The organism is Methylobacterium symbioticum (genome assembly GCF_902141845.1).
Taxonomy (GTDB): Bacteria; Pseudomonadota; Alphaproteobacteria; order Rhizobiales; family Beijerinckiaceae; genus Methylobacterium; species Methylobacterium symbioticum.
Window position 1 is genome coordinate 15,939 of record NZ_CABFPH010000015.1, and the last position, 23,596, is coordinate 39,534.

A 23,596-nucleotide genomic window follows, 5' to 3' on the forward strand; every position below is an offset into this window, starting at 1 on the left:
AGCGCGGTCCATCACGGGGCCTGTCGGGCGCATCCGGCAGGCCGCTGCGACATCCGGCCGATCCCTGCGGGAGGGCGGATCTCGTCGCTTCAGGACGCGGCGGGATCGGATCGGTCCGACCCGCACCGCGGCACAGGCCGCGCAACACCGACGCGCCCGCGTGTCCTGCGGCGGAGGCCTCTGTCGTCCTCGGCAGAACCGAAGCCCCCGCACCGAGGCGATGGCCTCGCCCGAACGGACACGCCGCCCCGACCTTGCGCCGTCGCGGCACGGGGCCGAGGCCATAGCCCTCGGCTTGACATGCTCTCTGTGGCCGAACCGGCATGCCCTTCGGCGGATGCGCGCCGGAGCGCGCGCCATCGCGGCTCAGCGGCGCGCTCCGTACTGATCGAGCTACCCGGTCCGTCATGCAGCCCGACGCAGCCCGAAGATCGCCAAGGTTGCGCCGCCCCGTCCATCGCACAAGTCAATGGCCGGATGAGGCTTGCTCTGAAAAAGCCAATCTTTTACAGGTATCTTAACAATCGTTACAAAGATCGGCACTGGAGGAGCCTCATGGGCAAGAGTGGAGTCCTTGCACAATCCGCAAATTCTTCGTTCTCCGGTAAAGTATTTTATCTGAATCGCGGCAAAAGACATTGGGTCTTGAGCAAGGATTGGATCGAGGAAAACGATTTCCATTTTCCGGACGACGTCCTTCAACTTCCAGACGAGGTGATCCTCTCGTTCCTGCCGGGCCAGCCTGCCACGCGAGCAGTCGATCTGCGCACCGTTTCGATCACGAATGTCAGCGAGGCGCGCGAGGCAGCCGCATCGCAGTGTCGGGGCAGCGGACTCGAGATCGGCGCGGGCAGCAGTCCCTTTCCGGTTCCATTGCATTGCCAAGTTCAATACGGCGATATGTATTCGTACGAAGATCTGATAAGACACGCCTATACGGATCAGCATCTATACGACATCGTTGCTCCAACGGTGAAGACCAGCCTGGACCGATTGGATAACATCCTCGACGAAAGCCTGGATTTCATCGTCGCTTGCCATGTGATCGAGCATACGCGCGATCCGATCGGAGCGATCCACCAGGCGTGGAAGAAATTGCGGCCCGGTGGAAAGATCGTCCTCGTCATACCGTCGAAACCGCATACGTTCGACCGGAACCGATCCTTGACCACGCTCGATCATCTGATCGACGATTATCGAGGCGTCCATGTCGATCGGGATCAGGAGCATTACAAGGAATTTTTCTCCAAGGCTGACGGCTTTTCCGATCCCGAAGACGGGGAGGAGGAAAAGTGGTTCCAGGAATGGAAGAAGGGATACTCGATCCACTTCCACACCTGGACCTATGAGACGTTCGGCGCGATGGTCGCGTGGATCGACAAGAACGCCGTTCCTTTCACCGAGATTTGGTCGCACGACGTCCTGCCGGACGGCATCGAGTTCTATTTCACGTTGACGAAATAAGACCCGTCCGCTGCTCTCGGAATCCTCGCGGCGGATACTCCTCCGCGGGGATCCGGCACAGGATTCCGCGGACCGGAAGCCGGCTGAACCGGCGGCTCCGAACGGCCGCTGGGCCGCGGAGCCCAGCCTGTGCCCTCGCGCCAGGACATACACGAAGTTTTGAATGCAATCGCGACTCCCAAGACGAATTTCCGATAGCCGACGCGTCTCGACGAGCGAATACTGACATCGGCACGGAGATGCGCTCACAGGTCGAGAACGCTCCACACTGTCGGACCATGAGAACTGGAGCACAACAACGCCGTCCTCTTTCCTGATTGCTTCTCCGCCGAACGCGTGTCGAAGAAAGCCTGGGAGGTTGGGATGACATCGCCGAGAACCGAGATCGGGCGCCCCTCGATCTTCACCATTGTCGCCACAGGATTGCTGATCAGCGCGCCGGCCACGGCCCTCGCCGGAGAGCTCCCGCCCCAGGGCGAGTATCGCATCACCTATACCGGCGTGAATCCGGCGCCGATGAAGCCGGTGATGATCGGGCCGCAGCGCACCGTCTCGACGTCCCTCAGCATCATGACAGCGGTCAATGCCGGCGGCAGCGGCCTCCTGCACGACATGACCGGCCGCTGCAACGGCATGGCGACCATCGACAACCAGGCGAAGACGGTGGAGAACCACGGCTTCTGCGACTACGTCGATGCGGATGGCGACCACGTCTTCGAGAAGTGGGACTATCCCGTCCAGCCTCTCGCCGCGGCCACCCAGGGCACGGGCGAGTGGATCGGCGGGACGGGCAAGTTCACCGGACTCTCCGGGCAGCTCACCATCAAGACCCGGCGCGTGAACGCGCTCACCGAGGGCGTCGTGCAGTTCATCGGCGAAAAGTCCGGCAGCTACACGATCTCCCGCAAGACCGCCGCCGGCAACTGAGCGGCGTGAACGGCGCGAGGCGGTCACGGCCGCCCCGCGCCCCGGTCAGGCGGCGTGCACGCGGCCGAAGAACCGGGCGATCTCGGCGGCGGCTGCGTCCGGCTTCTCACGGTGCGGGAAATGCCCGGCGCCCGGCATCGGCGCGAGGTCGAGATCCGAGAAGAACGCGGGCAGCCGGTCGGTCCAGGCATAGGGGAAGAGCGGGTCGGCCTCCGGCCAGCGGATACAAGCCGGCACCGCGATCGGGTCAGGCGGCGGCGCCTCGCCCTTCAGCATGGCGAGGCGGGCCTCCTGCTGGCTGAGATACCAGTTGAAGCCGCCCTGCATGATGCCGGGGCGGAGGAACGCATCGACGAACGCCTCCAGCACGTCGTCGAACGCGTGCGGGTTCGGCCCGGCCCAGTGGCGCAGGAAATGGCCGATATACAGGCGGCAGGCCTGGCGCGACGCGGCCGCCAGCTCGGCCGCGAAGGGCTTCAGGTGGAAGGACTGGTACCAGATCTCGGCGAGATGGTCGGGCCGGGCGAGGCGCGGGCCGATGCCGGGATAGGGACAGTCGAAGAAGAACAGGCCGGTGCAGCGCTCCGGGCTCTGCCGCCCCAGCACCTGCGCCACGTAGGCGCCGACATCATGCGCGACGAAGCCCGCCCGCTCGATCCCGAGGGCATCGAGAAGGGCGGTGACGTCGCCGGCATGGACCTCCGGGCCGACCCGGTCGCTCGGCCCCGGCTCCCGGTCGGCCGAGAGGCCGAAGCCGCGCAGATCCGGTGCGATGCAGGTGAAGCGGTCGGCGAGGCGCCGCATCACCGGCTCCCAGGTCAGCCAGAATTCGGGCCAGCCGTGCAGCAGCACCAGCGGCGGCCCCGCGCCGAGGGTGGCGACGTGGAGGTCGATGCCGTTCAGAGGGATCGTGTCGTGCCGCATGCCGCCTCGCTGCCTGCCGCGCCCGTTCGGGGCGACAAGCTGTGGGGCGGCCGGGCGTTCCTCAGGTGGCCCGCGCCGAGAAGTCGATGCGCGGGTCGATCCAGACGTAGATCAGGTCCGAGAGCAGGTTCACGGCCAGCCCGAGCAGGGAGAAGATGTACAGGGTCGCGAACACGACCGGGTAGTCGCGGCCGGTGATCGAACGGAAGGAGAGTTCGCCGAGCCCGTCGAGGCTGAAGATCGTCTCGATGAGGAGCGAGCCGGTGAAGAAGGCCGAGATGAAGGCGCCCGGAAAGCCGGCGATCACGATCAGCATCGCGTTGCGGAAGACGTGGCCGTAGAGCACCCTGGATTCCGAGAGGCCCTTCATCCGCGCGGTCAGCACGTATTGCTTGCGGATCTCGTCGAGGAAGGAGTTCTTGGTCAGGAGCGTGGAGGTGGCGAAGGCGCCGATCACCAGGGCGGTGAGCGGCAGCACCATGTGCCAGGCGTAGTCGGTCACCTTGTGCCAGGTGGAGAAGTGCTCCCAGCCCTCGCTGGTCAGCCCGCGCAGCGGGAACCACTGGAAGAACGAGCCGCCCGCGAACAGGATGATCAGCATCAGCCCGAACATGAAGCCCGGCACCGAGTAGCCGATGATCACCACGAAGGAGGTCCAGCGGTCGAACCGCGTCCCGTCGCGCACGGCCTTGCGGATGCCGAGCGGGATCGAGATCGCGTAGGACAGCAGCGTCATCCACAGGCCGAGCGAGATCGATACGGGCAGGCGCTCGCGGATCAGCTCGATCACGGTCACGTCGCGGAAATAGCTGCGCCCGAAATCGAACCGGGCATAGTCCCAGATCATCTTCAGGAAGCGCTCGTAGGCCGGCTTGTCGAAGCCGTACTGCTTCTCGAGCTTGGCGATGAAGTCGGGGCTCAGGCCTTGCGCGCCGCGGTACTTCGAGTTCGTCTCGGCGTTCATCGGCCGGGCCCCGCCGAGATCGCCGGCGCCGCCGGTGACGCGCCCCATCGCGGCGTCGCCCTGGCCCTGGAGCTGGGCGATCACGCGCTCGACGGGACCGCCGGGGGCGAACTGCACGATCACGAAGGTGATCAGCAGGATGCCGAGCACGGTCGGCACCATCAGGGCGATGCGGCGCAGGATGTAGGCGAGCATGGCGCTGTCTCCTACCCGCCGCTGCGCCGGGCGCGCTCGGCGTCGAACCACCAGATCTCGGGCGCGCCGAGATCGTAGGTCGGCCCCTTGGCCGGGCGGCCGAACACGTCCCAGACCGCGAGGCGGTGGCTGCCCGAATACCACATCGGCACCCAGTAGCGGCCGGCCCGCAGCACCCGGTCGAGGGCCCGGCAGGCGGTGCGCAGGGCATCGCGGGAGGTCGCGTCGGCGACCCGGTCGAGGAGGGCGTCGACCGCCGGGTCGCTGATCCCGGAGAGGTTGGCCGAGCCCTTCACGACCGCCGCGGCCGAGCCGTAGGACTGGCGCAGCTCCGCCCCGGGCGTCGGCCCGAAGGCGAAGCGGCGGCTCACCACGTCGTAGTCGAAGTCGTTGACCCGGGCCTGGTACTGCGACGCGTCCACGTTGCGGATCGCGGCGCGGATGCCGACCAGGCCGAGATTGCGGATGAAGGCCTGGGTGTGCGGCTCCAGGCTCGGGTCGAAATCCAGGAACTCGATCTCGAAGGGCTTGCCGTCCGGCAGCCTGAGGCCGCTCCCGGCGCGGGTGCAGCCGGCCTCGCGCAGCAGCGCATCGGCCCGGCGCAGCAGCACCCGGTCCTGGCCCGACCCGTCCGAGACCGGCGGGCTCCAGGGCTCGCCGAACACCTCGGCCGGCAGCCGGTCGCGGAGCGGCTCCAGGAGCGCCATCTCGGCCGGGGCGGGCGGCCCCTCGGCCTTCAGGTCCGAGTTCTCGAAGAACGAGGCCGTGCGCGTATAGGCGCCGAACATCAGGTTCTTGTTGGTCCAGGCGAAGTCGAAGCAAAGGTTCACCGCCTCACGGATCTTCGGGTCGCGGAACTGGGGCCGGCGGGTGTTGAGCCACCAGCCTTGCGTGCCCGAGGGCCGCGCATCGGGCACGGTGAAGCGCTGCACGCGCCCCTCGGCCACCGCCGGGAAGTCGTAGCCGTTGGCCCAGACCCGCGCGGTGAACTCCTCGCGGAAGGTGTAGGCCCGGCCCTTGAACGCCTCCATCGCCACGTTGCGATCGCGGAAATACTCGAACCGGACCTCGTCGAAATTGTTGTGCCCCACCGTCACGGGCAGGTCGGCGGCCCAGTAATCGGGCACCCGCTCGAAGCTGATCGAGCGGCCGGTGTCGACGCGGGCGACGCGGTAGGGCCCGGAGCCGAGCGGCGGCTCCAGGGTCGAGGCCTCGAAATCGCGCGTCTGCCAGTAGGCGGCGGAGAAGATCGGCAGCTGCGCCACGATGAGCGGCAGGTCGCGGGCGCGGCCCGCCCGGAAACGCACGACCAGGGTGTCGTCGCCCTCGGCCACCGCCTCGCTCAGGTCGCGGATCACCTGGGAGATCTCCGGGTGGCCCTTGTCGCGCAGCACCGTGAGGGAGAAGGCGGCGTCGCGTGCCGTCAGCCGGGTGCCGTCGTGGAAGCGGGCCTGCGGCCGCAGCCGGAAGGTGTAGGTGAGCCCGTCGTCGCTCGCGGCGACCGCGCGGGCGATCAGGCCGTAGAGCGCGTCCGGCTCGTCGAAGGCCCGCACCATCAGGCTGTCGAAGGTCAGGTTCATGCCGCCCGCCCCATCGCCGCGCAGGACATAAGGGTTGAGCGTGTTGAAGGTGTTGCCCGACTGGTTGCCGAAGGTCTGGCTGATCTGGGTGGAGAAGCGGCCGCCTTTCGGCGCCTCCGGGTTCACGTAGTCGAAGAACGGGAAATCGGCCGGGTATTTCAGCTCGCCGAAGCTCGACAGGCCGTGGCGCTCCCCCGCAAGCTCCCCGGCGCGCAGGTGCCCCGGCAGCAGCGCCAGCGCGCCGGCGCCGAGAACGAGGCGGCGGCTCGGGTCCCGCCCACGGGTCGGGCCCGGCCCACGGGTGGGGCTCCGCCCACGGGTGGGGCCGCTCAACGCGGCGCCCCGGTCTTCGCCGCGGCGGCCTGATCGTACCACCAGGTGGTGGGGAAGCCGGGTCCGCCGTAGCGCGGCAGCGTGGCCGGATGGGCGAAGCGGTTCCAGCGCAGGGTCCGCGTGACGTTCGAGGCCCATTGCGGCACCACGTAGTTGTGGGCCAGCAGCACCCGGTCGAGCGCCCGCGTCGCCGAGACGAGGCCGGGCCGGTCCTTGGCGAAGACGACCCGCTCGATCAGCGCGTCGATCCCGGGATCCTGGATGCCCGCGACATTGCCCGAGCCCTGCCGGCCGGCCGCGGCCGAGCCCCAGTAGTCGCGCTGCTCGTTGCCGGGCGAGAGCGATTCCGGCCAGGAATTGATGACGATGTCGAAGTCGAAGGCGCGCTTGCGGTTCTGGTACTGCGCCTGGTCGATGATCCGGGGCGTCGCCGTGATGCCGATCAGCTTCAGCGAGGCGACGTAGGGCAGGATCACGCGCTCGAAGACGGGCTGCGATTCGAGGATCTCGACGGCAAGCGGCTGGCCGGTGGCCTTGCTGACCATGCGCCCGTCGCGCAGCTCGTAGCCCGCCTCGCGCAGCAGCCGCACCGCCTCGCGCAGGTTGGCGCGCACGGCCTCGGCGCTGTCGTTGACGGGGTTCCGGTAGGGCTCGGTGAAGACGGAGGCCGGGATCTTGTCCTTCACGCCCTCGAGGATCATGCGCTCCTCGCCCTCGGGGAGGCCGGAGGCGGCAAGCTCGGAGCCGTAGAAATACGAGTCGATGCGCTTGTAGAGCCCGTAGAACAGGGCCCGGTTCATCTCCTCGAAGTTCATGGCGAGGTTGAAGGCCCGCCGCACGCGCTCGTCCTGGAACATCGGCTTGCGCAGGTTGAACACAAAGGCCTGCATGATGCCGTTGCCGCGGTCGGGGAACTCCTCCTTGATGAGGCGACCGTCCTTCACGGCGGGGAAGTCGTCGTAGGCGGTCGCCCAGTTGCGGGCGACGTTCTCGGCGCGGAAATCGTAGAGGTCGCCCTTCAGGGCCTCGACCAGCACGGAGGAATCGCGGAAATACTCGTAGCGCACGGTGCCGAAGTTGAAGCGGCCGGCATTCACCGCGATGTCCTTGCCCCAGTAATCGGCCACGCGCTCGTAGGTGGCGGTGCGCCCGGCCTCGAAACGGGCGAGGCGGTAGGGGCCGGAGCCCAGCGGCGGCTCCAGCGTGGTCTCGGTGACGGAGCGGGGCTTTCCGGCCGCGTCCTTGCCCGTCCACCAGTGCTTGGGCAGCACGCGCAGCTGTCCGACGATCTGCGGCAATTCGCGGTTGCCGGCCTCCGAGAAGGTGAAGGTCACCTCGCGCGGGCCGGTGGCCTCGGCCTTGGACACGTTCTGGTAATAGGCCGCGTAGAGCGGGCTGTTCGCCTTGAAGGCCTCGAACGACCAGACCACGTCCTCGGGCGTGATCGGCTTGCCGTCGTGCCAGCGGGCGCCCTCGCGCAGCCGGTAGGAGACAGAGCCGAGATCGGGCGCGACGCGGATCGCCTCGGCGAGCAGCCCGTAGGAGGTGAAGGGCTCGTCCTGGGATTCGAGGGTCAGCGTGTCGTAGATCTGCGCGATGCCGCCCTCGACATCGCCCTTGAGGCCGGCGACCACGACGTTGAAATTGTCGAAGCCCCCCTGCGTCCCCAGGCGGACGAGGCCGCCCTTGGGTGCGTCCGGGTTGGCGTACTCGAAATGCTTGAAGTCGGCGCCGTATTTCGGTTCGCCCATCAGGGTGACAGCGTGGGCCCACTGGCCGGTCCCGGCTCCGGTGGCGATGGCCACCGAGGCGGCGGGCTCCTGGGCTGTCGCCGTGGCGCTGAGACCGCCGAGGAGGAGCGCGGCGGCGAGGAGGCGTCCGATCACGTCTGAGCAATCTCCGGTTCGTGCATGGCAGCCCGGGGGCCGCCATCCGAGGGGAGGGGGGCCGTGCCGGCCCGCGACCGGGCTACTTAGGACGCCGCGGGCCCCCGCGCCAAGGTGCAGGGCGTCGCGCCACCGGCCGGACGGCTCAGTTCTGCGAGCGGCGGGCGATCTGCTGCCCGACCTCGAGAAGCAGCATATCGACCAGGAGACGCAGCTTCGAGGAGCCGACCTGTTCGGCCTCGATGCGCAGGCCGGCACAGTAGCCGACCATCCGCTCCAGCGCCCCTTCCTCGGGGAGCGGCGCCTGCGCGCAGTAGCGCTGGCCGTCCTCGCGGTGCTCGGTGATGTCGAGCAGGATGCCGTGGGCCCGCAGGGGCTGGCCGGACTCGCCACGGTGCACGCGGCCCCGGCTCAGGATCCAGCGGATGCCGCGCACCGGGTGCACGACGCGGTACTCGGCGAGGATCATGCCGCCGGCGGCCACCGAGCGCTGCATCTCGCCGGTCACCCACTCGACGTCGTCGGGATGGATGGTGGCGATGGCCTCGGGCCGGCGCAGCTCGCGACCCGCGAGGTCGGCGTCGCCCGCCAGGAACTCCGCGCCGCCCGCATCGTAGATCACGATGCCGGTGGCGAGCCACCAGTCCCAGGTCCCGACCACGCCCGACGCATCGAGCGCGGCCTGCAGCCCCTCGAAGCGGTCCGCGCCTGCCTTGGTCGTCCGCACCCGCACCGGCGGCCCCTCCTGACACTCCAATCCACCCGATACCTATCGCATCACACCGGAAGATGCACGAGCAGAGCAGGTATTCCACCGCACCGGCGGTTCCTGCGCCGCACGCGTCCGGGATCCTGATCCACGGCCCCCGCCGCGGGCGCCAAGCCGGAAGGCCCCTCGGGACGCGCTGCGGTTCGGCCTGGCCGAACCCGCCGCCCGCCATTGCCGAGGCCGGACGCCCCGGGTAATTTCCGCTCCTGTCCCCGACGCGCCCGGTGTCCAACACCTTCCCGGATCCTGAATGACCATCTCGAATGACGGCGAGCTCGCCCAGCTCGAGGAGATCGGGCGGATCGTCGCCAATGCGCTCAAGGCCATGGGCGCGGCGATCGAGCCGGGGATGACGACGCAGGAGCTGGATCGGATCGGCCGCGACATCCTGGAATCCTCTGGCGCACGGTCCGGTCCCGAGCTCTGCTACGGGTTTCCGGGCGCGACCTGCATCAGCGTCAACGAGGAGATCGCCCACGGCGTGCCGGGCGAGCGCCGGATCCGCGCGGGCGATCTCGTCAATATCGACGTCTCGGCGGAGAAGAACGGCATCTTCGCCGATACGGGCGCCTCCTTCGCCGTGCCGCCCGTCTCGAAATCCATCGAACGCCTGTGCCGGGACGGGCGCAGGGCCATGTGGACCGGCATCCGGCAGGTCGGCGCCAACCGGCCGCTCGGCGGCATCGGACAGGCGATCGGCGAATTCGCGCGGCGCAACCGCTACACGCTGATCCGGAATCTCGCGAGCCACGGGGTCGGCCGCTCGCTCCACGAGGAGCCGAAGGAGATCGCCACCTGGCCCGACCGCTCGGAGCGGCGGACGATCAACGAGGGCCTCGTCTTCACCATCGAACCCTTCCTGTCGATGGGCAGCGAGTTCGCCGAGAGCGGCGACGACGGCTGGACCCTGCTCGGCGATCCGAAGACACCGACCGTCCAGTACGAGCACACCGTCGTCGCCACGCGCAACGGTGCCCTGGTCGTAACCTTGCCCGGCTGACAGGGCGCGGGAGGCCGGGCTCGGGCCTGCGGCGTCCAAGTCCTGTCCGGGACGGCGGCCCCGCGGCCATCCGGCCGCGCGCGATTGCGGCAAGGCGCGCCCGCTGCTAGAGCCCCGGCCGATCACGTCGCCGCAGGCCCGGCCCGGGCCTGTCGTCGCGGCGCTCCCCGCGAACCGGTCCCCTCTCCGGCGGAGGGCTTCGCGAGCGGCCTTCCGCCCCGGGATTTTCGCGCCCCGTGCCCGCTCTCTCCCTCGTCATCCGCCCCGAACATCCCGACGACGAGCCCGCCGTGGCGCGGCTCCATGCCCGCGCCTTCGGGCCGGGGCGCTATGCCCGCACGGCCTATCGCCTGCGCGAGGGCGGCCCGCACCGGGCCGATCTCAGCGTCACCGCCTCGGTCGGCAGCTTCCTCGCCGGATCGGTGCGGATGAACGCGGTGCGGGCGAAGGGGCCCGCCTTCCTCGCGCTGGGCCCGCTCGCCGTCGATCCGAGCTTCGAGGGCCGCGGCATCGGCTCCGCCCTCATGCAGGCCGCCCTCGACGCCGCCCGCGCGGCGGGCGAGGGGCTGGTGATCCTCGTCGGGGACCTGCCGTTCTACGCGCGCTTCGGCTTCGCACCGGTGCCGCCCGGCCGGCTCGGCCTGCCGGGACCGGTCGATCCGGGCCGCTTCCTCTGGCTCGAACTCGCCGAGGGCTTTTCCGCGCGGGTCTCAGGTGTCGTCGGCGGCGTGGCCGACTGAGCGGAGCGCGACCGACCAGGATGGGGCGGGCTTCCCCCTCTCCCCGCGCGCGGGGAGAGGGCCGCGACGACCTCGTCGTCGGCGCGGCAAGGCGGCCGCCGAGGGTGAGGGGGCGGTTCCGAAGGCGTCACTTCCGGAATCGCCCCCTCACCGCCGCTCCGGCTTGCGCCTCCGCTTCCCACAGGGACGACGAGATCCCTGTGGGCCTCTCCCCGCATCGATCCCGGGCCTGCCCGGGATCGACACCGAGAAGCCGAAGTCGGGTAGACCCGACTTCGGGCGGGGAGAGGGGGTGCGGCATGGCTCTTTCGATCGCTTGAAAGGCTGGGCGCCGCCGACCCAACCCCGAACGGAAACGGCCCCGATCCGTCCGGATCGGGGCCGTCGCGTCGATCGAGCCGTCGGCGCTCCTACTTGGCGGGCTCGCCGCCGACCGAGCCCTGGCTCTCCAGAGCCTTGGCCTTCTCCTCGGCGGCCGGATCGGCCTTGGCCGGGGCCTCCTTGGCGGGGGCGGCCGGAGGTGCGGCGGGCTCGGCCTGGACCGGCGCGTTCGGGGTCGGGCCGCTGCTCTCGGGCGCCGGCTTCGGCGCGGTCTCGTTGCGGTTCTCGGTCGCCGTGTTCGGCTTCGGGCTGCCGGGCGCCTTCTCGGTCACGGGCTGGTCGATCTTGGTATCAGCGGGCTTGGCCGGGCTGTCCTTGCCCTCGGACGCCTTGCCGGCGGCGGGCTTGTCGGCGGTCGGCTTGTCGGCGGGCTTCGTCTCCGCAGGCTTGGCCCCATCCGCCTTGGCGTCACCGGCCTTCGCCTCGCCGCCCTTGGCCTCGGCGGCCTTCTCGGCGGCAGGCAGCGGCTTCGGGCTGTCCGAGAGCGTGCGCAGATAGGCGATCACGTTGGCACGATCCTGCGGCGCGGCGATGCCGGCGAAGGCCATCTTGGTGCCCTTGATGAAGCCCTTCGGGCTCTCGAGGAAGTGGTCGAGATCCTCGTAGGTCCAGGTGCCGCCCTTCTCCTTGATGCCGGCCGAGTAGTCGAAGCCGCCATGGCCGCCCTTCGGCCGCTCGACCACGTCCCAGAGATCGGGGCCGACCTTGTTCGGGCCGCCCTTCTCGAAGCTGTGGCAGGCCTGGCAGGCCTTGGTGCCGCCCTGTCCCTTCTCGGCATTGGCGCTGGCGAGCCGCACCGCGATCGGCTCGGCCTTGGCCGCGGGCGCGCCGGCGGCGGCGCTCTCGGCCGCCGGCTCGGGCAGATCGTAGCCGGCCTTGCCTGCGGGCTTGGGATGGTAGATCAGCTCGGCGACGAAGCCGGATCCGGCCGCGAACAGCAGGGCGCCGAGAACCGCGCCGGCCACCTTGTTCAGCTCGAACGAATCCATGCTCTCTCAACTCCACGGGCGCCGCGGACAGGGGCACCGGACATTGGAAGATTTCGAGGGTGCCTTAGCCGCTCCGGGGCGATCTTGACAATGCCGGATCGCCCTGTCGCTTGGTTGCAGGGCACAACTGTCGCATCCGCGTATCGGATCCTGCGGCGTTCGGCCCGCGGCGGGATCAAGCGGCCACCGCCGTGACCATGCCTCAGCCCCCCGGAACGACCGCCCGCCATGACAAGGCGGGGAGGGCCTGTTAAGGCACGCGGCCGTCGCAGAGCCGGTGCCGCATCCCCGTGTCCGATCCCCTCGTCCTGATCCCCGCGCGCCTCGCCGCGACGCGCCTGCCGAACAAGCCGCTCGCCGACATCGCGGGCGAGCCGATGATCGTGCATGTCTGGCGCCGGGCCGTCGAGGCGGGCATCGGCCCCGTGGTGGTCGCCACCGACACCGACGCGATCGCGCAGGCCGTGCTGGCGGCGGGCGGCCTCGCGGTGATGACCCGGGCCGACCACCCGTCCGGCTCCGACCGCCTCGCCGAGGCGCTGGAGACGCTCGACCCGGAGGGCCGCCACGACGTGGTGGTCAACGTGCAGGGCGACCTGCCGACCATCGATCCGGCCGCGATCGGTGCGGCGGTGGCGCCGCTCGCCGATCGGGCGGTCGACATCGCCACCCTCTGCGCCGAGATCACGCGCGCGGAAGAGGCCGACGACCCGAACGTGGTCAAGCTCGTCGGCCATCCGGTCGGCCCGCGGCGCCTGCGCGCGCTCTACTTCACCCGGGCCCGCGCGCCCTGGGGCGAGGGCCCGCTCTTCCACCATATCGGCCTCTACGCCTACCGCCGGACCGCGCTCGCCCGGTTCATGGCGCTGCCGCCGGGCACGCTGGAGACCCGCGAGAAGCTGGAGCAGCTGCGGGCGCTCGAGGCCGGGATGCGCATCGACGCCGTGATCGTCGACGCCCTGCCGCTCGGCGTCGACACCCCCGCCGATCTCGAACGCGCCCGCGCCGTCATGGCCGGCCGCCCGCTCACCTGACAGCGCCGTGCCGGCGGACAGCGACCGCGCGCCGGCCCGCGCCGCGGAAGGACCGGACCGGCCTTCCGCACGAGGACGGAACAGCATGAACACCACGATCTCCTACCAGGGCGAGCCCGGGGCCAACTCGCACATCATCTCGGCCGAGGCCTTTCCCGGCTGGACCTATCTGCCCTGCCCGACCTTCGAGGACGCCCTCGCGGCGGTGACGGAGGGGCGGGCGGCGCGCGCCATGATCCCGATCGAGAACTCGATCGCCGGGCGGGTGGCCGACATCCACCACCTGATCCCGACCTCCCCGCTGCACATCGTGGCCGAGCACTTCCTGCCGATCCATTTCCAGCTCATGGCGCTGCCCGGCACCAAGGTCGAGGACCTGCGCAGCGTGCACAGCCACGTCCACGCGCTCGGCCAGTGCCGCCGCATCATCCGGCGCCTGGGGCTCCGGGCCGTGGTGGCGAGCGACACGGCTGGGGCCGCCCGCGAGGTGGCCGAGGGCGGCGATCCGAGCCGGGGGGCGCTGGCGCCGGCCATGGCGGCGGGCGTCTACGGCCTCGACATCCTGGCCCGCGACGTCGAGGACGAGGCCCACAACACCACCCGCTTCGTGGTCTTCGCCCCCCAGGCCGAGCCGGTGCCGCAATCCGACGGGCCCTTCGTCACGAGCTTCATCTTCAAGGTGCGCAACATCCCGGCCGCGCTCTACAAGGGGCTCGGCGGCTTCGCGACCAACGGCATCAACATGTCGAAGCTCGAGAGCTACATGGTCGAGGGCCAGTTCACCGCGACGCAGTTCTACGCCGAGGTGGACGGCCACCCCGACGACCCGGCGCTGGCCCGGGCGCTCGACGAGCTCGCCTATTTCTCGCGCGAGTTGAAGATCATCGGCACCTATCCCGCCCACCCCTTCCGCGAGGCGGCGCGCCCCCCGGCGGAATGAGCACGCGCCTCAGCCCACGCTGAAGCGCCAGGTCGTCACCGCGGCGAAGCGCTCGCCCGGCCGCAGCACGGTGGAGGGGAAGCCCGGACGGTTCGGGGCGTCGGGAAAGCCCTGCGCCTCGAAGCAGACCCCGTCGCCCGAGCGATAGATCCGCCCCGACGGGCCGACCAGGGTGCCGTCGAGGGTGTTGCCGGTATAGAGTTGCAGGCCCGGCTGCGTGGTCGCGACCTCCAGGACGCGCCCGCTGCCCGGATCGCGGCAGAGGGCGGCGGGCCGGAGCGTCCCGGCCGTGCCCCGCAGCACGACATTATGGTCGTAGCCCTTGGCCCGCACGAGCTGCGGATCGGCCTCGCGGATCCGCGCGCCGAGCGGCACGGCCTCGCGGAAGTCGAAGGGCGTGCCGGCGACCGGCCGGATCTCGCCGGTGGGGATCTGCACCGCGTCGGTCGGCGTGAAGGCGTCGGCGAAGAGCCGGACCTCGTGGCCGAGCACGTCGCCCGCCCCCTCGCCGGCGAGGTTGAAATAGCTGTGGTTCGTGAGGTTCAGGACCGTCGGCCGGTCGGTCGCGGCGGCGTAGTCGATCCGCACCACGCCGTCCTCGGGCAGGCTGTAGGTGACGCGCACGTCGAGATTGCCGGGAAACCCCATCTCGCCGTCGCGGGAGCGCCGGGTCAGGACGAGGCGGGTCTCCTCCGCCCCCTCCGCCCGCCAGAGCCGCCTGGCGAAGCCCTCCCGGCCGCCATGCAGCGTGTTCGGCGGGTCGTTGACGGGCAGCGTCACGATGCGCCCGTCGAGGGGGAAGCGGCCGCCCGCGATCCGGTTGGCGAAGCGGCCCGCCACGGCCCCGAAATGCGGGCTCACCGTCTCGTAGCCGTGAAGCGCGTCGAGGCCGAGCACGACGTTGGCGGGGCGGCCGGCACGGTCCGGCACTTCGAGGCGGGGGACGATCGCGCCGTAATCGATCACCTGCAGGCGCAGGGGGCCGCGGGCGAGGGTGTAGCGGGTGACGGGCTCGCCGTCCCGCGTCCGTCCGAAAGCCTCGCCCGCCATCGCCGCCCCCTCGAGGCCCGCCGCGAGCCTCCGGCAGGAATCCTAGGGCGGCTTCCGCGGAAGGGGACGCGGAGGGCTCCGATCGGGCCCCGATCAGGCCCCCGCCAGGATCCCGGGCTCGTCGCGCTGGATGCGGTGCAGGTGGGCATAGGTGCCGTCCGCCGCGAGCAGGTCCTCGTGCCGGCCGGTCTCGGCGATGCGGCCGGCCTCCATCACCACGATCCGGTCGGCGGCGCGGATGGTGGAGAGGCGATGGGCGATGACGAGGGTGGTGCGCCCGGACATCAGCCGGGTCAGCGCCTCCTGCACCAGCCGCTCGCTCTCCGCATCGAGCGCCGAGGTCGCCTCGTCGAGGAGCAGGATCGGCGCGTCCTTCAGGAAGGCGCGGGCCAGCGCGATGCGCTGGCGCTCGCCCCCCGAGAGGCGCTGCCCCGCGGGCCCGACGCGGAACGCGTAGGCTTCGGGCAGGCGGGCGATGAAATCGTGGGCCGCGGCCGCCCGCGCCGCCGCCTCGATCTCGGCCTGGGTCGCGCCGGGCCGGCCGAAGCCGATATTGGCGGCCACCGTGTCGTCGAACAGCGTGACCTCCTGCGAGACCACGGCGACCGCGGCGCGCAGGGAGGACAGGGTCACGGCGCGGACGTCCTGCCCGTCGATGGACACGGCGCCCCCGGTCACGTCGTAGAGGCGCGGCACCAGGTTGAGCAGGCTCGACTTGCCCGAGCCCGAGCGGCCGACCAGCGCCGTGGTGGTGCCGGCGGCCACGTCGAGGTCGATCCCTTCGAGGGCCGGCGCGTCCGGGCGGTAGCGGAAGCGCACATCGGCGAAGCGGATCGCGCCGGCCGCGACGCGCAGCGGCACGGCGTCGGGCCGCTCGCGGATGGTCGGGGCCTCGTCCATCAGGGCGAAGTAGCGGTTGAGGGCGGCGGCCGCCTCCTGCAGGATCGCGTTGAGGGTGCCGAGCGCCCGGGCCGGCTGGGCGGCGAGCAGGAGGGCGGCCACGTAGCCGGTGAAGTCGCCGACCGTGCGCTCGCCGGACATCACCCGGTTGCCCACCAGCACCAGCACGCCGGCCACCGCGAGGCCGCCGCCGATCTCCAGCAGCGGGTCGAGCCGGCCGCGGGCATTGGCCGCCTTCATCTTGAGGCGGCGCACCTCGTCCAGGGCGGTGCGGGCGCGCTCCTTGAGATAGCCCTCCATGGCGTAGGTCTTGGCGACGCGCACGCCCGTGAGGCTCTCCGAGATCAGGCTCGCGGTCGCGCCCATCTGCTCCTGGGTTGTGGTGGAGACGCGGCGCAGCTTGCGGCCGATCCGTCCGATCGGCCCGGCCACGAAGGGCACGGTGACGGCCGCCACCAGCGTCAGCACCGGATCCATCCAGATCAGCGCCGCCACGAGCCCGACCAGCATCGCCACGTCGCGCAGGAGCACGGTGGAGATGCGGGTCAGCGCCTCCTTGATGAAGGCGAAATCGGTGGTGAAGCGCTGGGTGAAGGCGGCCGGGCTCTCGCGGCCGAGCTGGGCGAGGTCGGCCTCGATCAGGTGGCCGTAGAGCGCGGCCTGCATGTCCGCCTCGACGCGCGTGACGACGCGGTTCGTCAGCACGGTCTGGCCGAGCAGCGCGAAGCCGCGCACGGCAGTGACCACGATGACGACGACCGGCCCGTAGGCGAGCGCCGCCTCGTCCTTGTGGTCGAAGGCGTCGAAGGCCGCCTTGATCAGGGCCGGGTAGAGGCCGGTGGCGGCGCCGACCACGGCGATCAGCACCAGCACCAGGCCGAGCGTGGCCCGATGCGGCGAGAGCCACTCGCGCCAGAGGCGGGCGAGGAGCGGGATCGTGTCGCCCTTCAGGCGCGCCATGGCTGTCTTCCGAATCCGCGGAGGTGGGCGGGGTTAACCGCCGGGACCCCCGCGGATCAAGGGAGGCGTCTCAGTCCGGGTCAGTACGGACCGCCGGGGCCACCCTGCGGACCGTCGTCCCGGCCGCCATGCCGCCCGTGCCCGCGATGCCAGAAGCCCGGCCCGCGCAGGGGGCGCGACAGCATCATGGCGCGGCGCTTCTGGTCCTGATCCAGGGTGGCGTAGAGCGGCGCCGAGGCGTCGGCGAGGCGGCGCAGGGCGTCCGCCCGGGCGCTCGCGGCATCCGCCATGGCGCGCAAGGCCGCGGGCGCGTCGTCGATCATGCGGCCGCGCTCGCGGCGCGCCTCGCGCTGGTCCTGGCGCAGGCGGGAGAGATCGCGGATCGCGCCCTCGACGGGCGGCCACAGCTTCTCCTGATCAGGGGTCAGGCGCAGGCCGGCATGCAGGGCCGCTATGCGGGCATCGGCGAAGGCGGCGCGGTCCTCCTTCGAGAAGTGGCTCCAGCGCTTGGGGCCGAACGGATCGGCCCGCTCGTCACGCGCCGCGGCGACGCCCGCGAGCGAGACGGCGGCCACGCCCGCCAGGATGATACCCGAGATGACGCGTCGGGACATGATGGTCTCCAATCGTGAGCGCCGGGGAAGGACCTGCGGAGGGTCCTGCGCGCGATGCCAGAATGGCCGCGCTCGCATGGCCCGGTCCTGTCCGGCGCATGACAACTCCGTCATGTGAGAGGAGGGCTGTATCGCGCTTGTGTCTGCAACATTGTTACACTACCTCGACCCGGACGGATCGGTCGGAGCGGGGAGGCGGGCTTGCGGGTGAGGTTCTGGATGCGGCGGGCAGCGGGCGGCATCGGCGCGTTCCTGCTTCTCGTCGGGCTCGCCCTGCCGGCCGCCGCCGAGCCCCTGCGGGCGGTGGCGACCTTCTCGATCCTGGCCGACCTCGTGCGGCAGGTCGGGGGTACGCATGTGAGCGTGACGAGCCTCGTGGCGCCGGGCGCGGACGCCCACGGCTACAGCCCGGCCCCGGCCGATTCGCGCGCGCTCGCCCAGGCCCAGGTGATCGTGGTGAACGGGCTCGGCTTCGAGGGCTGGATCGACCGCCTGATCCGCGCCTCCGGGGCGAAGGCGCCGGTGGTCGTGGCCTCGGCCGGCGTGCGCAGCCTCGCCGGCAATCCGGAGCACGATCACGGGGAGGGGCCCGCGCATGGGGCCGACCACCCCTCCGAGATCGATCCGCATGCCTGGCAGAGCGTGGCGAACGTGAAGACCTACATCGCCAATATCCGCGCGGGACTCGCCGCGGCGGATCCGGCCCATGCGGAGGATTATGCCCGCAACGCGGACGCCTACACGGCCAGCCTCGACCGGCTGGAGGACGAGATCCGCGCGACCATCGCGGCGATCCCTCCGGCGCACCGCCGCATCATCACCACGCACGATTCCTTCGGCTATTTCAGCGCCGCCTACGGCCTCGCCTTCCTGGCCCCGCAGGGAGTCTCGACGGCGAGCGAGGCGAGCCCGCGGGACGTGGCACGGATCATCCGCCAGATCCGCCGCGACAAGGTCCCGGCCGTCTTCCTCGAGACGATCGCCGACCCGCGCCTGATGCAGCAGATCGCCCGCGAGAGCGGCGCCCGGATCGGCGGCAAGGTCTATTCCGACTCGCTCTCCCCGCCGGACGGCCCGGCCCCGACCTATCTGGACATGATGCGCACCAATCTCGGCGCGTTCCGCGCGGCGCTCGGGTCGGAGTAGGGCCGGACCCGCGCTCTCCTCCCACGACGGTCGGGCTTGCCCGGGTTTCGCTTGCAGGCCCGACCGGGAGAGGGGACCCGCGCCTGATCCAGACACCGATGGAGAGCTGGAACCGCGCCCTCCCTCCCCCCTCTGCGGGTGAGGGTGGCCCCTGCGTCAGCAGGGGTCGGGAGAGGGGTGCGACGGTGCAAGCGGAGGCGGTGGCCGTCACATCTGCGCAGCCTCATCCGGAAGCCGGGCTCCCCTCTCCCGCCTCACTCCGTTCGGCACCCTCCCCGGCAGAGAGGGGAGGGAAAGCGCAGCGGCAGGGCGAAAAGGCCTGCCGTAAGACAGAAAGCTTGACACGCGAGAACAAAACACGTACATCCCAGCCACGCGCTGTCCCGCGGCGCGACGGGTCCTGCAACCCGCCGCGCCGCGCGCAGGGAGCCCGGGCCGCATGACCACGGCCCGTGCCAGGACAGCGCGGCGGTTCCCGCGTCGCCGGCCGGTCAGCCGGCGCCCCGGGCGCCTCTGCGCGACACAGGGCCGTTCTCGGCGCCAGCCCGGATCAACAACGGGACAGCCCCGATAGTCCGGCCTGCACAGGTCGTTGGAACCGATGCCGGGCCCAATACGAGGTCCGGTGCACGACGCTTCAAGTCTGCCGGGGTGAGGCTGGGCGAGCCGGGCAACGGCGCTACGCAGTCCGCCACGATCGGGGTCGATGCAGGTGAGCAAGAGACCGCGACGCATAGACGGACGAGGCCGGCGGATCCCCGCCCCCTCGTCCGCGGGACGCCGGGGAACTCGGTATCCGTACGCACATGAGTTTGGGTTCCGCGGCGTCCCGCGTCTCCCTCCAGCCATGCCTCTGGCGTCCGCAAGACGCGCGGAGCCGAAACCGCGTGGGCGGTTCCCACCCGAAGCTCAGGCGTGGCCGCAGCTATCCGCGTCCTCCGCCTGCCGGACCAGCTCGGACATCTCGGCCGGCGCCCGGAAGACGCGGCCGTCGCTCGTCTCGACATAGACGTTCGCGGCGCCGAGATTCGCGAAGGTCATGGCCCGCTCGGCGGCCCGCAGGCCGAGCGGGTGCGCTTCCGAGCTCGCGCCCGATGGGGTCGTCCAGTGCACGGTGTAGGGCATGGCAACTCTCCTTCGGGCCGCAGCATAGGCCGGGACCGGGCGGAATGCGACGGGACAGAGGCCGGCGCACCCATGACACAGCGTAAACCGATGGTTAAGAGGCCCGCTCTAGCTTGATCAGGGAGACCGGCCGGGCCCTCGATCGCATGCCCCTCGCCGAACCTTGGGGGCGCTTCGGCGGATAGGCTTGAGGAGAGTCCGTGGCTGGGGGCCTGATGGCGTGGGGGCCTGATCGCTGGCGCTTCTACCGGCTCGTCGGGCGCGAGGTCGCGCGGGTGGCGCGCGCCGCGAGCGCGCGGCTGACCGCGCCGCCGGACGTGCTGGCGCGGGTCAAGGTCACGGGCCTCGTCATCGCGCCGCACGACCTGCGCACCGCCGACGCCACCTTCGCCGACGACATGTATGCCGGGCTGTTCGTCTTCGCCGGGCGCTCGCTCGCGGCCAGCGGCGGCTCGCCCTTCGACTACGCGCCGCCCTCGCCGGAATGGGCCGAGGTGCTCTACGGCTTCGGCTGGTTGCGCCACCTGCGCGCCGCCGACACGGCTCTGGCCCGCGCCAATGCCCGCGCCTTCGTCGCCGACTTCATGGCCGGCCGCGGCGACCCCGTCCTCGCCCGCCGCACGCCGGTGGCGGCGCGGCGGCTGATCTCCTTCCTGTGCCAGTCGCCCCTGGTGCTGGAGGGGGCCGACCACGCCTTCTACCAGGCCTTCCTCAAGGCGGTCGCCCGCGGGGCGCAGCAGCTCGAGCGGGACCTGCGTCGCGGCGTGCCGCCGCAATGGCGCCTCCTGGCCGCCGTGGCGCTCTGCTATGCCGGGCTCTGCTGCGAGGGCATCCAGCCGATCCTGCGGCGGGCGACCCGCATCCTGTCGCGCGAGCTCGACCGGCAGATCCTGGCCGATGGCGGCCACCGCTCCCGCGATCCGCATTTCGCGATGGAGCTGCTCCTCGACCTGCTGCCGCTGCGCCAGAGCTATCTCAGCCGCAACGTCGAGCCGCCGGCCGCCCTGATCGGCGCCATCGACCGGATGCTGCCGCTGCTGCGGCTGCTGCGCCACGCCGACGCCTCGCTCAGCCATTTCAACGGCATGGGCGCCACCGCCGCCGACCAGCTCGCCACGCTCCTCGTCTATGACGGGGCGCTCGCCCGGCCGCTCATGCACGCGCCGAACTCGGGCTACGAGCGCCTGGAGGCCGGCCGCGTGGTGGTGGTGGCCGATGTCGGCCCGAGCCCGCCGCTGCCCTACTCGCTGAATGCCGGGGCGGGCTGCCTCTCCTTCGAGATGTCGAGCGGGCCGCTGCGCATCGTCGTCAATTGCGGCCTGCCCGCGAGCGGGCCGGATCTGCGCCGGATCGCCCGCTCCACCGCCGCCCATTCCACCGCCACCATCGCCGAGGCCTCCTCCTGCCGGTTCCTGGGTCCCGGCGGCTGGTGGGCCGAGGATGTCGCCGCCGACTGGCTGATCCGCCGCCTCGGGCCCGCCGTGCTGCGCGGCCCCCGCACGGTGAACAGCCAGCGCACCGAGACGGAGGAGGCCCTCGTCCTGGCCGGCCGGCACGACGGCTACGGGCCGGATTTCGGCATCGTGCACGAGCGCCGCTGGACGCTTCAGGCGGACGGAGCCCGGCTCGACGGCCTCGACAACTTCCTGCGCAGCCCCGGCCGCGAGGGCACGCGCCTGCGCCCACAGGAGGTCGCCGTGCGCTTCCACCTCCACCCGGCCATCGCGGTGCGCGCCGTCCCCGAGGGGCTGGAACTCGCCAGTCCCCTCGGCGAGGTCTGGCTCTTCGCCGCCGAGGGCGCCAGCACCACGATCGAGGAGAGCGTCTACTTCGCCGGTCTCACCGGCGCGCGCCGCACAGACCAGATCGCCCTGCATCTGCGCGTCGCCGCGGACACCGCGGTGACGTGGTCCTTCACCCGGCTCGCCGCCGCGCCCGGGCGCCCGGCCGCCTAGGTCCGAGCCCTCGCTGGCCGGGCGGACCCGTTCCGTGCTACCGGCCCCGAAAAGCCACCTCTCTCAAGACGATCCCATAGACGATCCCATGGCGCACGATCAGGTCCGCGTCTCTCGCGCACTTCTCTCCGTCTCCGACAAGACGGGCCTCGTCGACTTCGCCCGGGCGCTCGCCGCCCGCGGCATCGACCTCGTCTCGACCGGGGGCACCCACAAGGCGCTCAAGGAGGCGGGCCTGCCGGTCACCGAGGTCGCCGACCTGACCGGCTTCCCCGAGATGATGGACGGGCGGGTGAAGACCCTGCACCCGGCCGTGCATGGCGGCCTGCTCGCCGTGCGCGACAACCCCGAGCACCAGGCCGCGCTCGCCGCCCACGGCATCGGGGCGATCGACCTCCTCGTGGTCAATCTCTACCCGTTCGAGGCGACGATCGGCGCGGGCCGCGCCTACGACGACTGCATCGAGAACATCGATGTCGGCGGCCCGGCCATGATCCGCGCGGCGGCCAAGAATCACCGCGATGTCGCCGTCGTCACCGACGTGTCCGACTACGCGACCGTGCTCGACGCTTTGGAGGCCGGCAACGGCGCCCTGACCACGGCTTTGCGCCGGAGCCTCGCCCAGAAGGCCTATGCCCGCACCGCGGCCTACGACGCGGCCATCGCCAACTGGCTCGCCGGGCAGCTCGATGCGGAGGAGGCCGCCCCGGCCCCGTTCCGGGCCTTCGGCGGCAGCCTCGGCCAGCCCCTGCGCTACGGCGAGAACCCCCACCAGACGGCCGCCTTCTACCGCGCGCCCGGCTTGGTCCGCCGCGGCGTCGCCACCGCGCGCCAGCTCCAGGGCAAGGAGCTGTCCTTCAACAATTTCAACGACACCGACGCCGCCTACGAGTGCGTGGCCGAGTTCGATCCCGCCCGCGCCGCGGCGGTGGCGATCATCAAGCACGCCAATCCCTGCGGCGTGGCGGAAGGCGCCTCGCTGCGCGAGGCCTACGAGCGCGCGCTCGCCTGCGATCCGACCTCGGCCTTCGGCGGCATCGTGGCGCTGAACCGCACCCTCGACGCCGAGGCCGCCGCCCGGATCGTCGAGATCTTCACCGAGGTTATCATTGCGCCCGACGCCACGGAGGAGGCGGTCGCGATCGTCGCCGCCAAGAAGAACCTGCGCCTGCTGCTGGCCGGCGGCCTGCCCGACCCGCGCGCGGCCGGCGAGACCGTGCGCACCCTCTCGGGCGGCCTCCTCGTACAGGGCCGCGACAGCGCCGTCGTCGACGACATGGCCCTCAAGGTGGTGACGCAGCGCCAGCCGACCGACTCCGAGTTCGCCGACATGCGCTTCGCCTACCGTGTGGCCAAGCACGTGAAGTCGAACGCCATCGTCTACGCCAAGGACGGCGCCACGGTCGGCATTGGCGCCGGGCAGATGTCGCGGGTCGATTCCTCGCGCATCGCCGCCTGGAAGGCTGCCGAGAACGCCCAGCGCCTCGGCCTGCCCGAGACGCTGGCCAAGGGCGCGGCGGTGGCCTCCGACGCCTTCTTCCCCTTCGCCGACGGCCTGCTCGCAGCGGCCGAGGCCGGCGCCACCGCCGTGATCCAGCCCGGCGGCTCGATGCGCGACGCCGAGGTGATCGCCGCGGCGGACGCCGCCGGGCTCGCCATGGTGTTCACGGGCGTACGCCACTTCCGGCACTGAGGGCGGCTCCGGAGCCTCGGCTCGACA

The 23,596-nt window shown here is 71.2% G+C and carries 19 protein-coding genes; 9 read left to right on the forward strand and 10 right to left on the reverse strand.

Annotated elements, in window-relative coordinates; all coding sequences use genetic code 11:
* The first annotated feature begins 309 nt into the window (after nt 1–309).
* Entirely contained in the window at nt 310–1,464 is a 1,155-nt protein-coding gene (locus MET9862_RS07635; protein ID WP_210248092.1) for a class I SAM-dependent methyltransferase, read from the forward strand.
* 363 nt (nt 1,465–1,827) lie between these two features.
* On the forward strand, nt 1,828–2,391 hold the full coding sequence (locus tag MET9862_RS07640) for a hypothetical protein (protein WP_142582441.1): 564 nt from the start codon (nt 1,828–1,830) through the stop codon (nt 2,389–2,391).
* A 45-nt stretch (nt 2,392–2,436) separates the two neighbouring features.
* On the opposite strand, the gene MET9862_RS07645 is transcribed toward MET9862_RS07640, so the two are convergent.
* The 5 genes from MET9862_RS07645 to MET9862_RS07665 all read right to left on the reverse strand — a co-directional run bounded on the left by MET9862_RS07645 (nt 2,437) and on the right by MET9862_RS07665 (nt 9,006).
* On the reverse strand, nt 2,437–3,315 hold the full coding sequence (locus tag MET9862_RS07645; RefSeq protein ID WP_142582442.1) for an alpha/beta fold hydrolase: 879 nt from the start codon (nt 3,313–3,315) through the stop codon (nt 2,437–2,439).
* Between the two features lie 61 nt (nt 3,316–3,376).
* On the reverse strand, nt 3,377–4,474 hold the full coding sequence (locus tag MET9862_RS07650; RefSeq protein ID WP_142582443.1) for a microcin C ABC transporter permease YejB: 1,098 nt from the start codon (nt 4,472–4,474) through the stop codon (nt 3,377–3,379).
* An 11-nt stretch (nt 4,475–4,485) separates the two neighbouring features.
* On the reverse strand, nt 4,486–6,291 hold the full coding sequence (locus MET9862_RS07655; RefSeq protein ID WP_244612621.1) for an extracellular solute-binding protein: 1,806 nt from the start codon (nt 6,289–6,291) through the stop codon (nt 4,486–4,488).
* A gap of 92 nt (nt 6,292–6,383) precedes the next feature.
* Nucleotides 6,384–8,273 (reverse strand): extracellular solute-binding protein, encoded by a 1,890-nt coding sequence (locus MET9862_RS07660; protein ID WP_185156786.1) that lies wholly within the window; start codon nt 8,271–8,273, stop codon nt 6,384–6,386.
* A gap of 145 nt (nt 8,274–8,418) precedes the next feature.
* On the reverse strand, nt 8,419–9,006 hold the full coding sequence (locus MET9862_RS07665; protein ID WP_185156787.1) for a PAS domain-containing protein: 588 nt from the start codon (nt 9,004–9,006) through the stop codon (nt 8,419–8,421).
* Between the two features lie 286 nt (nt 9,007–9,292).
* On the opposite strand from MET9862_RS07665, the gene map reads away from it, so the two are divergent.
* Entirely contained in the window at nt 9,293–10,042 is a 750-nt protein-coding gene (gene map / locus MET9862_RS07670) for a type I methionyl aminopeptidase (protein WP_142582446.1), read from the forward strand.
* A gap of 236 nt (nt 10,043–10,278) precedes the next feature.
* Nucleotides 10,279–10,782 (forward strand): GNAT family N-acetyltransferase, encoded by a 504-nt coding sequence (locus MET9862_RS07675; protein ID WP_142582447.1) that lies wholly within the window; start codon nt 10,279–10,281, stop codon nt 10,780–10,782.
* A gap of 410 nt (nt 10,783–11,192) precedes the next feature.
* Here MET9862_RS07675 and MET9862_RS07680 read toward each other — a convergent pair whose 3' ends face one another.
* Nucleotides 11,193–12,152, reverse strand: coding sequence for a c-type cytochrome (locus MET9862_RS07680; protein WP_142582448.1), 960 nt, complete (start codon nt 12,150–12,152; stop codon nt 11,193–11,195).
* A gap of 290 nt (nt 12,153–12,442) precedes the next feature.
* Between MET9862_RS07680 and MET9862_RS07685 the strand changes: the two genes are divergently transcribed.
* Together MET9862_RS07685 and MET9862_RS07690 are read left to right on the forward strand one after the other, a co-directional pair.
* Nucleotides 12,443–13,186, forward strand: a complete 744-nt coding sequence (locus tag MET9862_RS07685; RefSeq protein ID WP_142582449.1) for a 3-deoxy-manno-octulosonate cytidylyltransferase — start codon at nt 12,443–12,445, stop codon at nt 13,184–13,186.
* A gap of 85 nt (nt 13,187–13,271) precedes the next feature.
* A complete protein-coding gene (locus MET9862_RS07690; RefSeq protein ID WP_142582450.1) occupies nt 13,272–14,126 on the forward strand; it encodes a prephenate dehydratase in 855 nt (284 codons plus the stop codon).
* 9 nt (nt 14,127–14,135) lie between these two features.
* Here MET9862_RS07690 and MET9862_RS07695 read toward each other — a convergent pair whose 3' ends face one another.
* The 3 genes from MET9862_RS07695 to MET9862_RS07705 all read right to left on the reverse strand — a co-directional run bounded on the left by MET9862_RS07695 (nt 14,136) and on the right by MET9862_RS07705 (nt 17,650).
* Nucleotides 14,136–15,176: an aldose epimerase family protein gene (locus MET9862_RS07695; protein WP_142582451.1), complete on the reverse strand. Its 1,041-nt coding sequence runs from the start codon at nt 15,174–15,176 to the stop codon at nt 14,136–14,138.
* 93 nt (nt 15,177–15,269) lie between these two features.
* Nucleotides 15,270–17,036 (reverse strand): ABC transporter ATP-binding protein, encoded by a 1,767-nt coding sequence (locus tag MET9862_RS07700; RefSeq protein ID WP_142582452.1) that lies wholly within the window; start codon nt 17,034–17,036, stop codon nt 15,270–15,272.
* An 80-nt stretch (nt 17,037–17,116) separates the two neighbouring features.
* Nucleotides 17,117–17,650, reverse strand: a complete 534-nt coding sequence (locus tag MET9862_RS07705) for a Spy/CpxP family protein refolding chaperone (protein ID WP_142582453.1) — start codon at nt 17,648–17,650, stop codon at nt 17,117–17,119.
* 219 nt (nt 17,651–17,869) lie between these two features.
* Between MET9862_RS07705 and MET9862_RS07710 the strand changes: the two genes are divergently transcribed.
* Nucleotides 17,870–18,796 carry a metal ABC transporter substrate-binding protein gene (locus tag MET9862_RS07710; RefSeq protein ID WP_142582454.1) on the forward strand — a complete coding sequence of 309 codons (927 nt, stop codon included), beginning with the start codon at nt 17,870–17,872 and terminating at the stop codon, nt 18,794–18,796.
* 909 nt (nt 18,797–19,705) lie between these two features.
* On the opposite strand, the gene MET9862_RS07720 is transcribed toward MET9862_RS07710, so the two are convergent.
* On the reverse strand, nt 19,706–19,921 hold the full coding sequence (locus tag MET9862_RS07720; protein ID WP_142582455.1) for a hypothetical protein: 216 nt from the start codon (nt 19,919–19,921) through the stop codon (nt 19,706–19,708).
* Between the two features lie 215 nt (nt 19,922–20,136).
* On the opposite strand from MET9862_RS07720, the gene MET9862_RS07725 reads away from it, so the two are divergent.
* Together MET9862_RS07725 and purH are read left to right on the forward strand one after the other, a co-directional pair.
* Nucleotides 20,137–21,876 carry a heparinase II/III family protein gene (locus tag MET9862_RS07725; RefSeq protein WP_142582491.1) on the forward strand — a complete coding sequence of 580 codons (1,740 nt, stop codon included), beginning with the start codon at nt 20,137–20,139 and terminating at the stop codon, nt 21,874–21,876.
* A gap of 88 nt (nt 21,877–21,964) precedes the next feature.
* Entirely contained in the window at nt 21,965–23,569 is a 1,605-nt protein-coding gene (purH, locus tag MET9862_RS07730; RefSeq protein ID WP_142582456.1) for a bifunctional phosphoribosylaminoimidazolecarboxamide formyltransferase/IMP cyclohydrolase, read from the forward strand.
* The last annotated feature ends 27 nt before the right edge of the window (nt 23,570–23,596 follow it).

Coding starts and splice junctions, on each gene's coding strand:
- MET9862_RS07680 (WP_142582448.1), bottom strand. CDS start 12,152: ATGGATTCGTTCGAGCTGAACAAGGTGGCCGGCGCGGTTCTCGGCGCC.
- MET9862_RS07690 (WP_142582450.1), top strand. CDS start 13,272: ATGAACACCACGATCTCCTACCAGGGCGAGCCCGGGGCCAACTCGCAC.
- MET9862_RS07700 (WP_142582452.1), bottom strand. CDS start 17,036: ATGGCGCGCCTGAAGGGCGACACGATCCCGCTCCTCGCCCGCCTCTGG.
- MET9862_RS07650 (WP_142582443.1), bottom strand. CDS start 4,474: ATGCTCGCCTACATCCTGCGCCGCATCGCCCTGATGGTGCCGACCGTG.
- MET9862_RS07695 (WP_142582451.1), bottom strand. CDS start 15,176: ATGGCGGGCGAGGCTTTCGGACGGACGCGGGACGGCGAGCCCGTCACC.
- MET9862_RS07645 (WP_142582442.1), bottom strand. CDS start 3,315: ATGCGGCACGACACGATCCCTCTGAACGGCATCGACCTCCACGTCGCC.
- map (WP_142582446.1), top strand. CDS start 9,293: ATGACCATCTCGAATGACGGCGAGCTCGCCCAGCTCGAGGAGATCGGG.
- purH (WP_142582456.1), top strand. CDS start 21,965: ATGGCGCACGATCAGGTCCGCGTCTCTCGCGCACTTCTCTCCGTCTCC.
- MET9862_RS07705 (WP_142582453.1), bottom strand. CDS start 17,650: ATGTCCCGACGCGTCATCTCGGGTATCATCCTGGCGGGCGTGGCCGCC.
- MET9862_RS07720 (WP_142582455.1), bottom strand. CDS start 19,921: ATGCCCTACACCGTGCACTGGACGACCCCATCGGGCGCGAGCTCGGAA.
- MET9862_RS07640 (WP_142582441.1), top strand. CDS start 1,828: ATGACATCGCCGAGAACCGAGATCGGGCGCCCCTCGATCTTCACCATT.
- MET9862_RS07725 (WP_142582491.1), top strand. CDS start 20,137: ATGGCGTGGGGGCCTGATCGCTGGCGCTTCTACCGGCTCGTCGGGCGC.
- MET9862_RS07710 (WP_142582454.1), top strand. CDS start 17,870: ATGCGGCGGGCAGCGGGCGGCATCGGCGCGTTCCTGCTTCTCGTCGGG.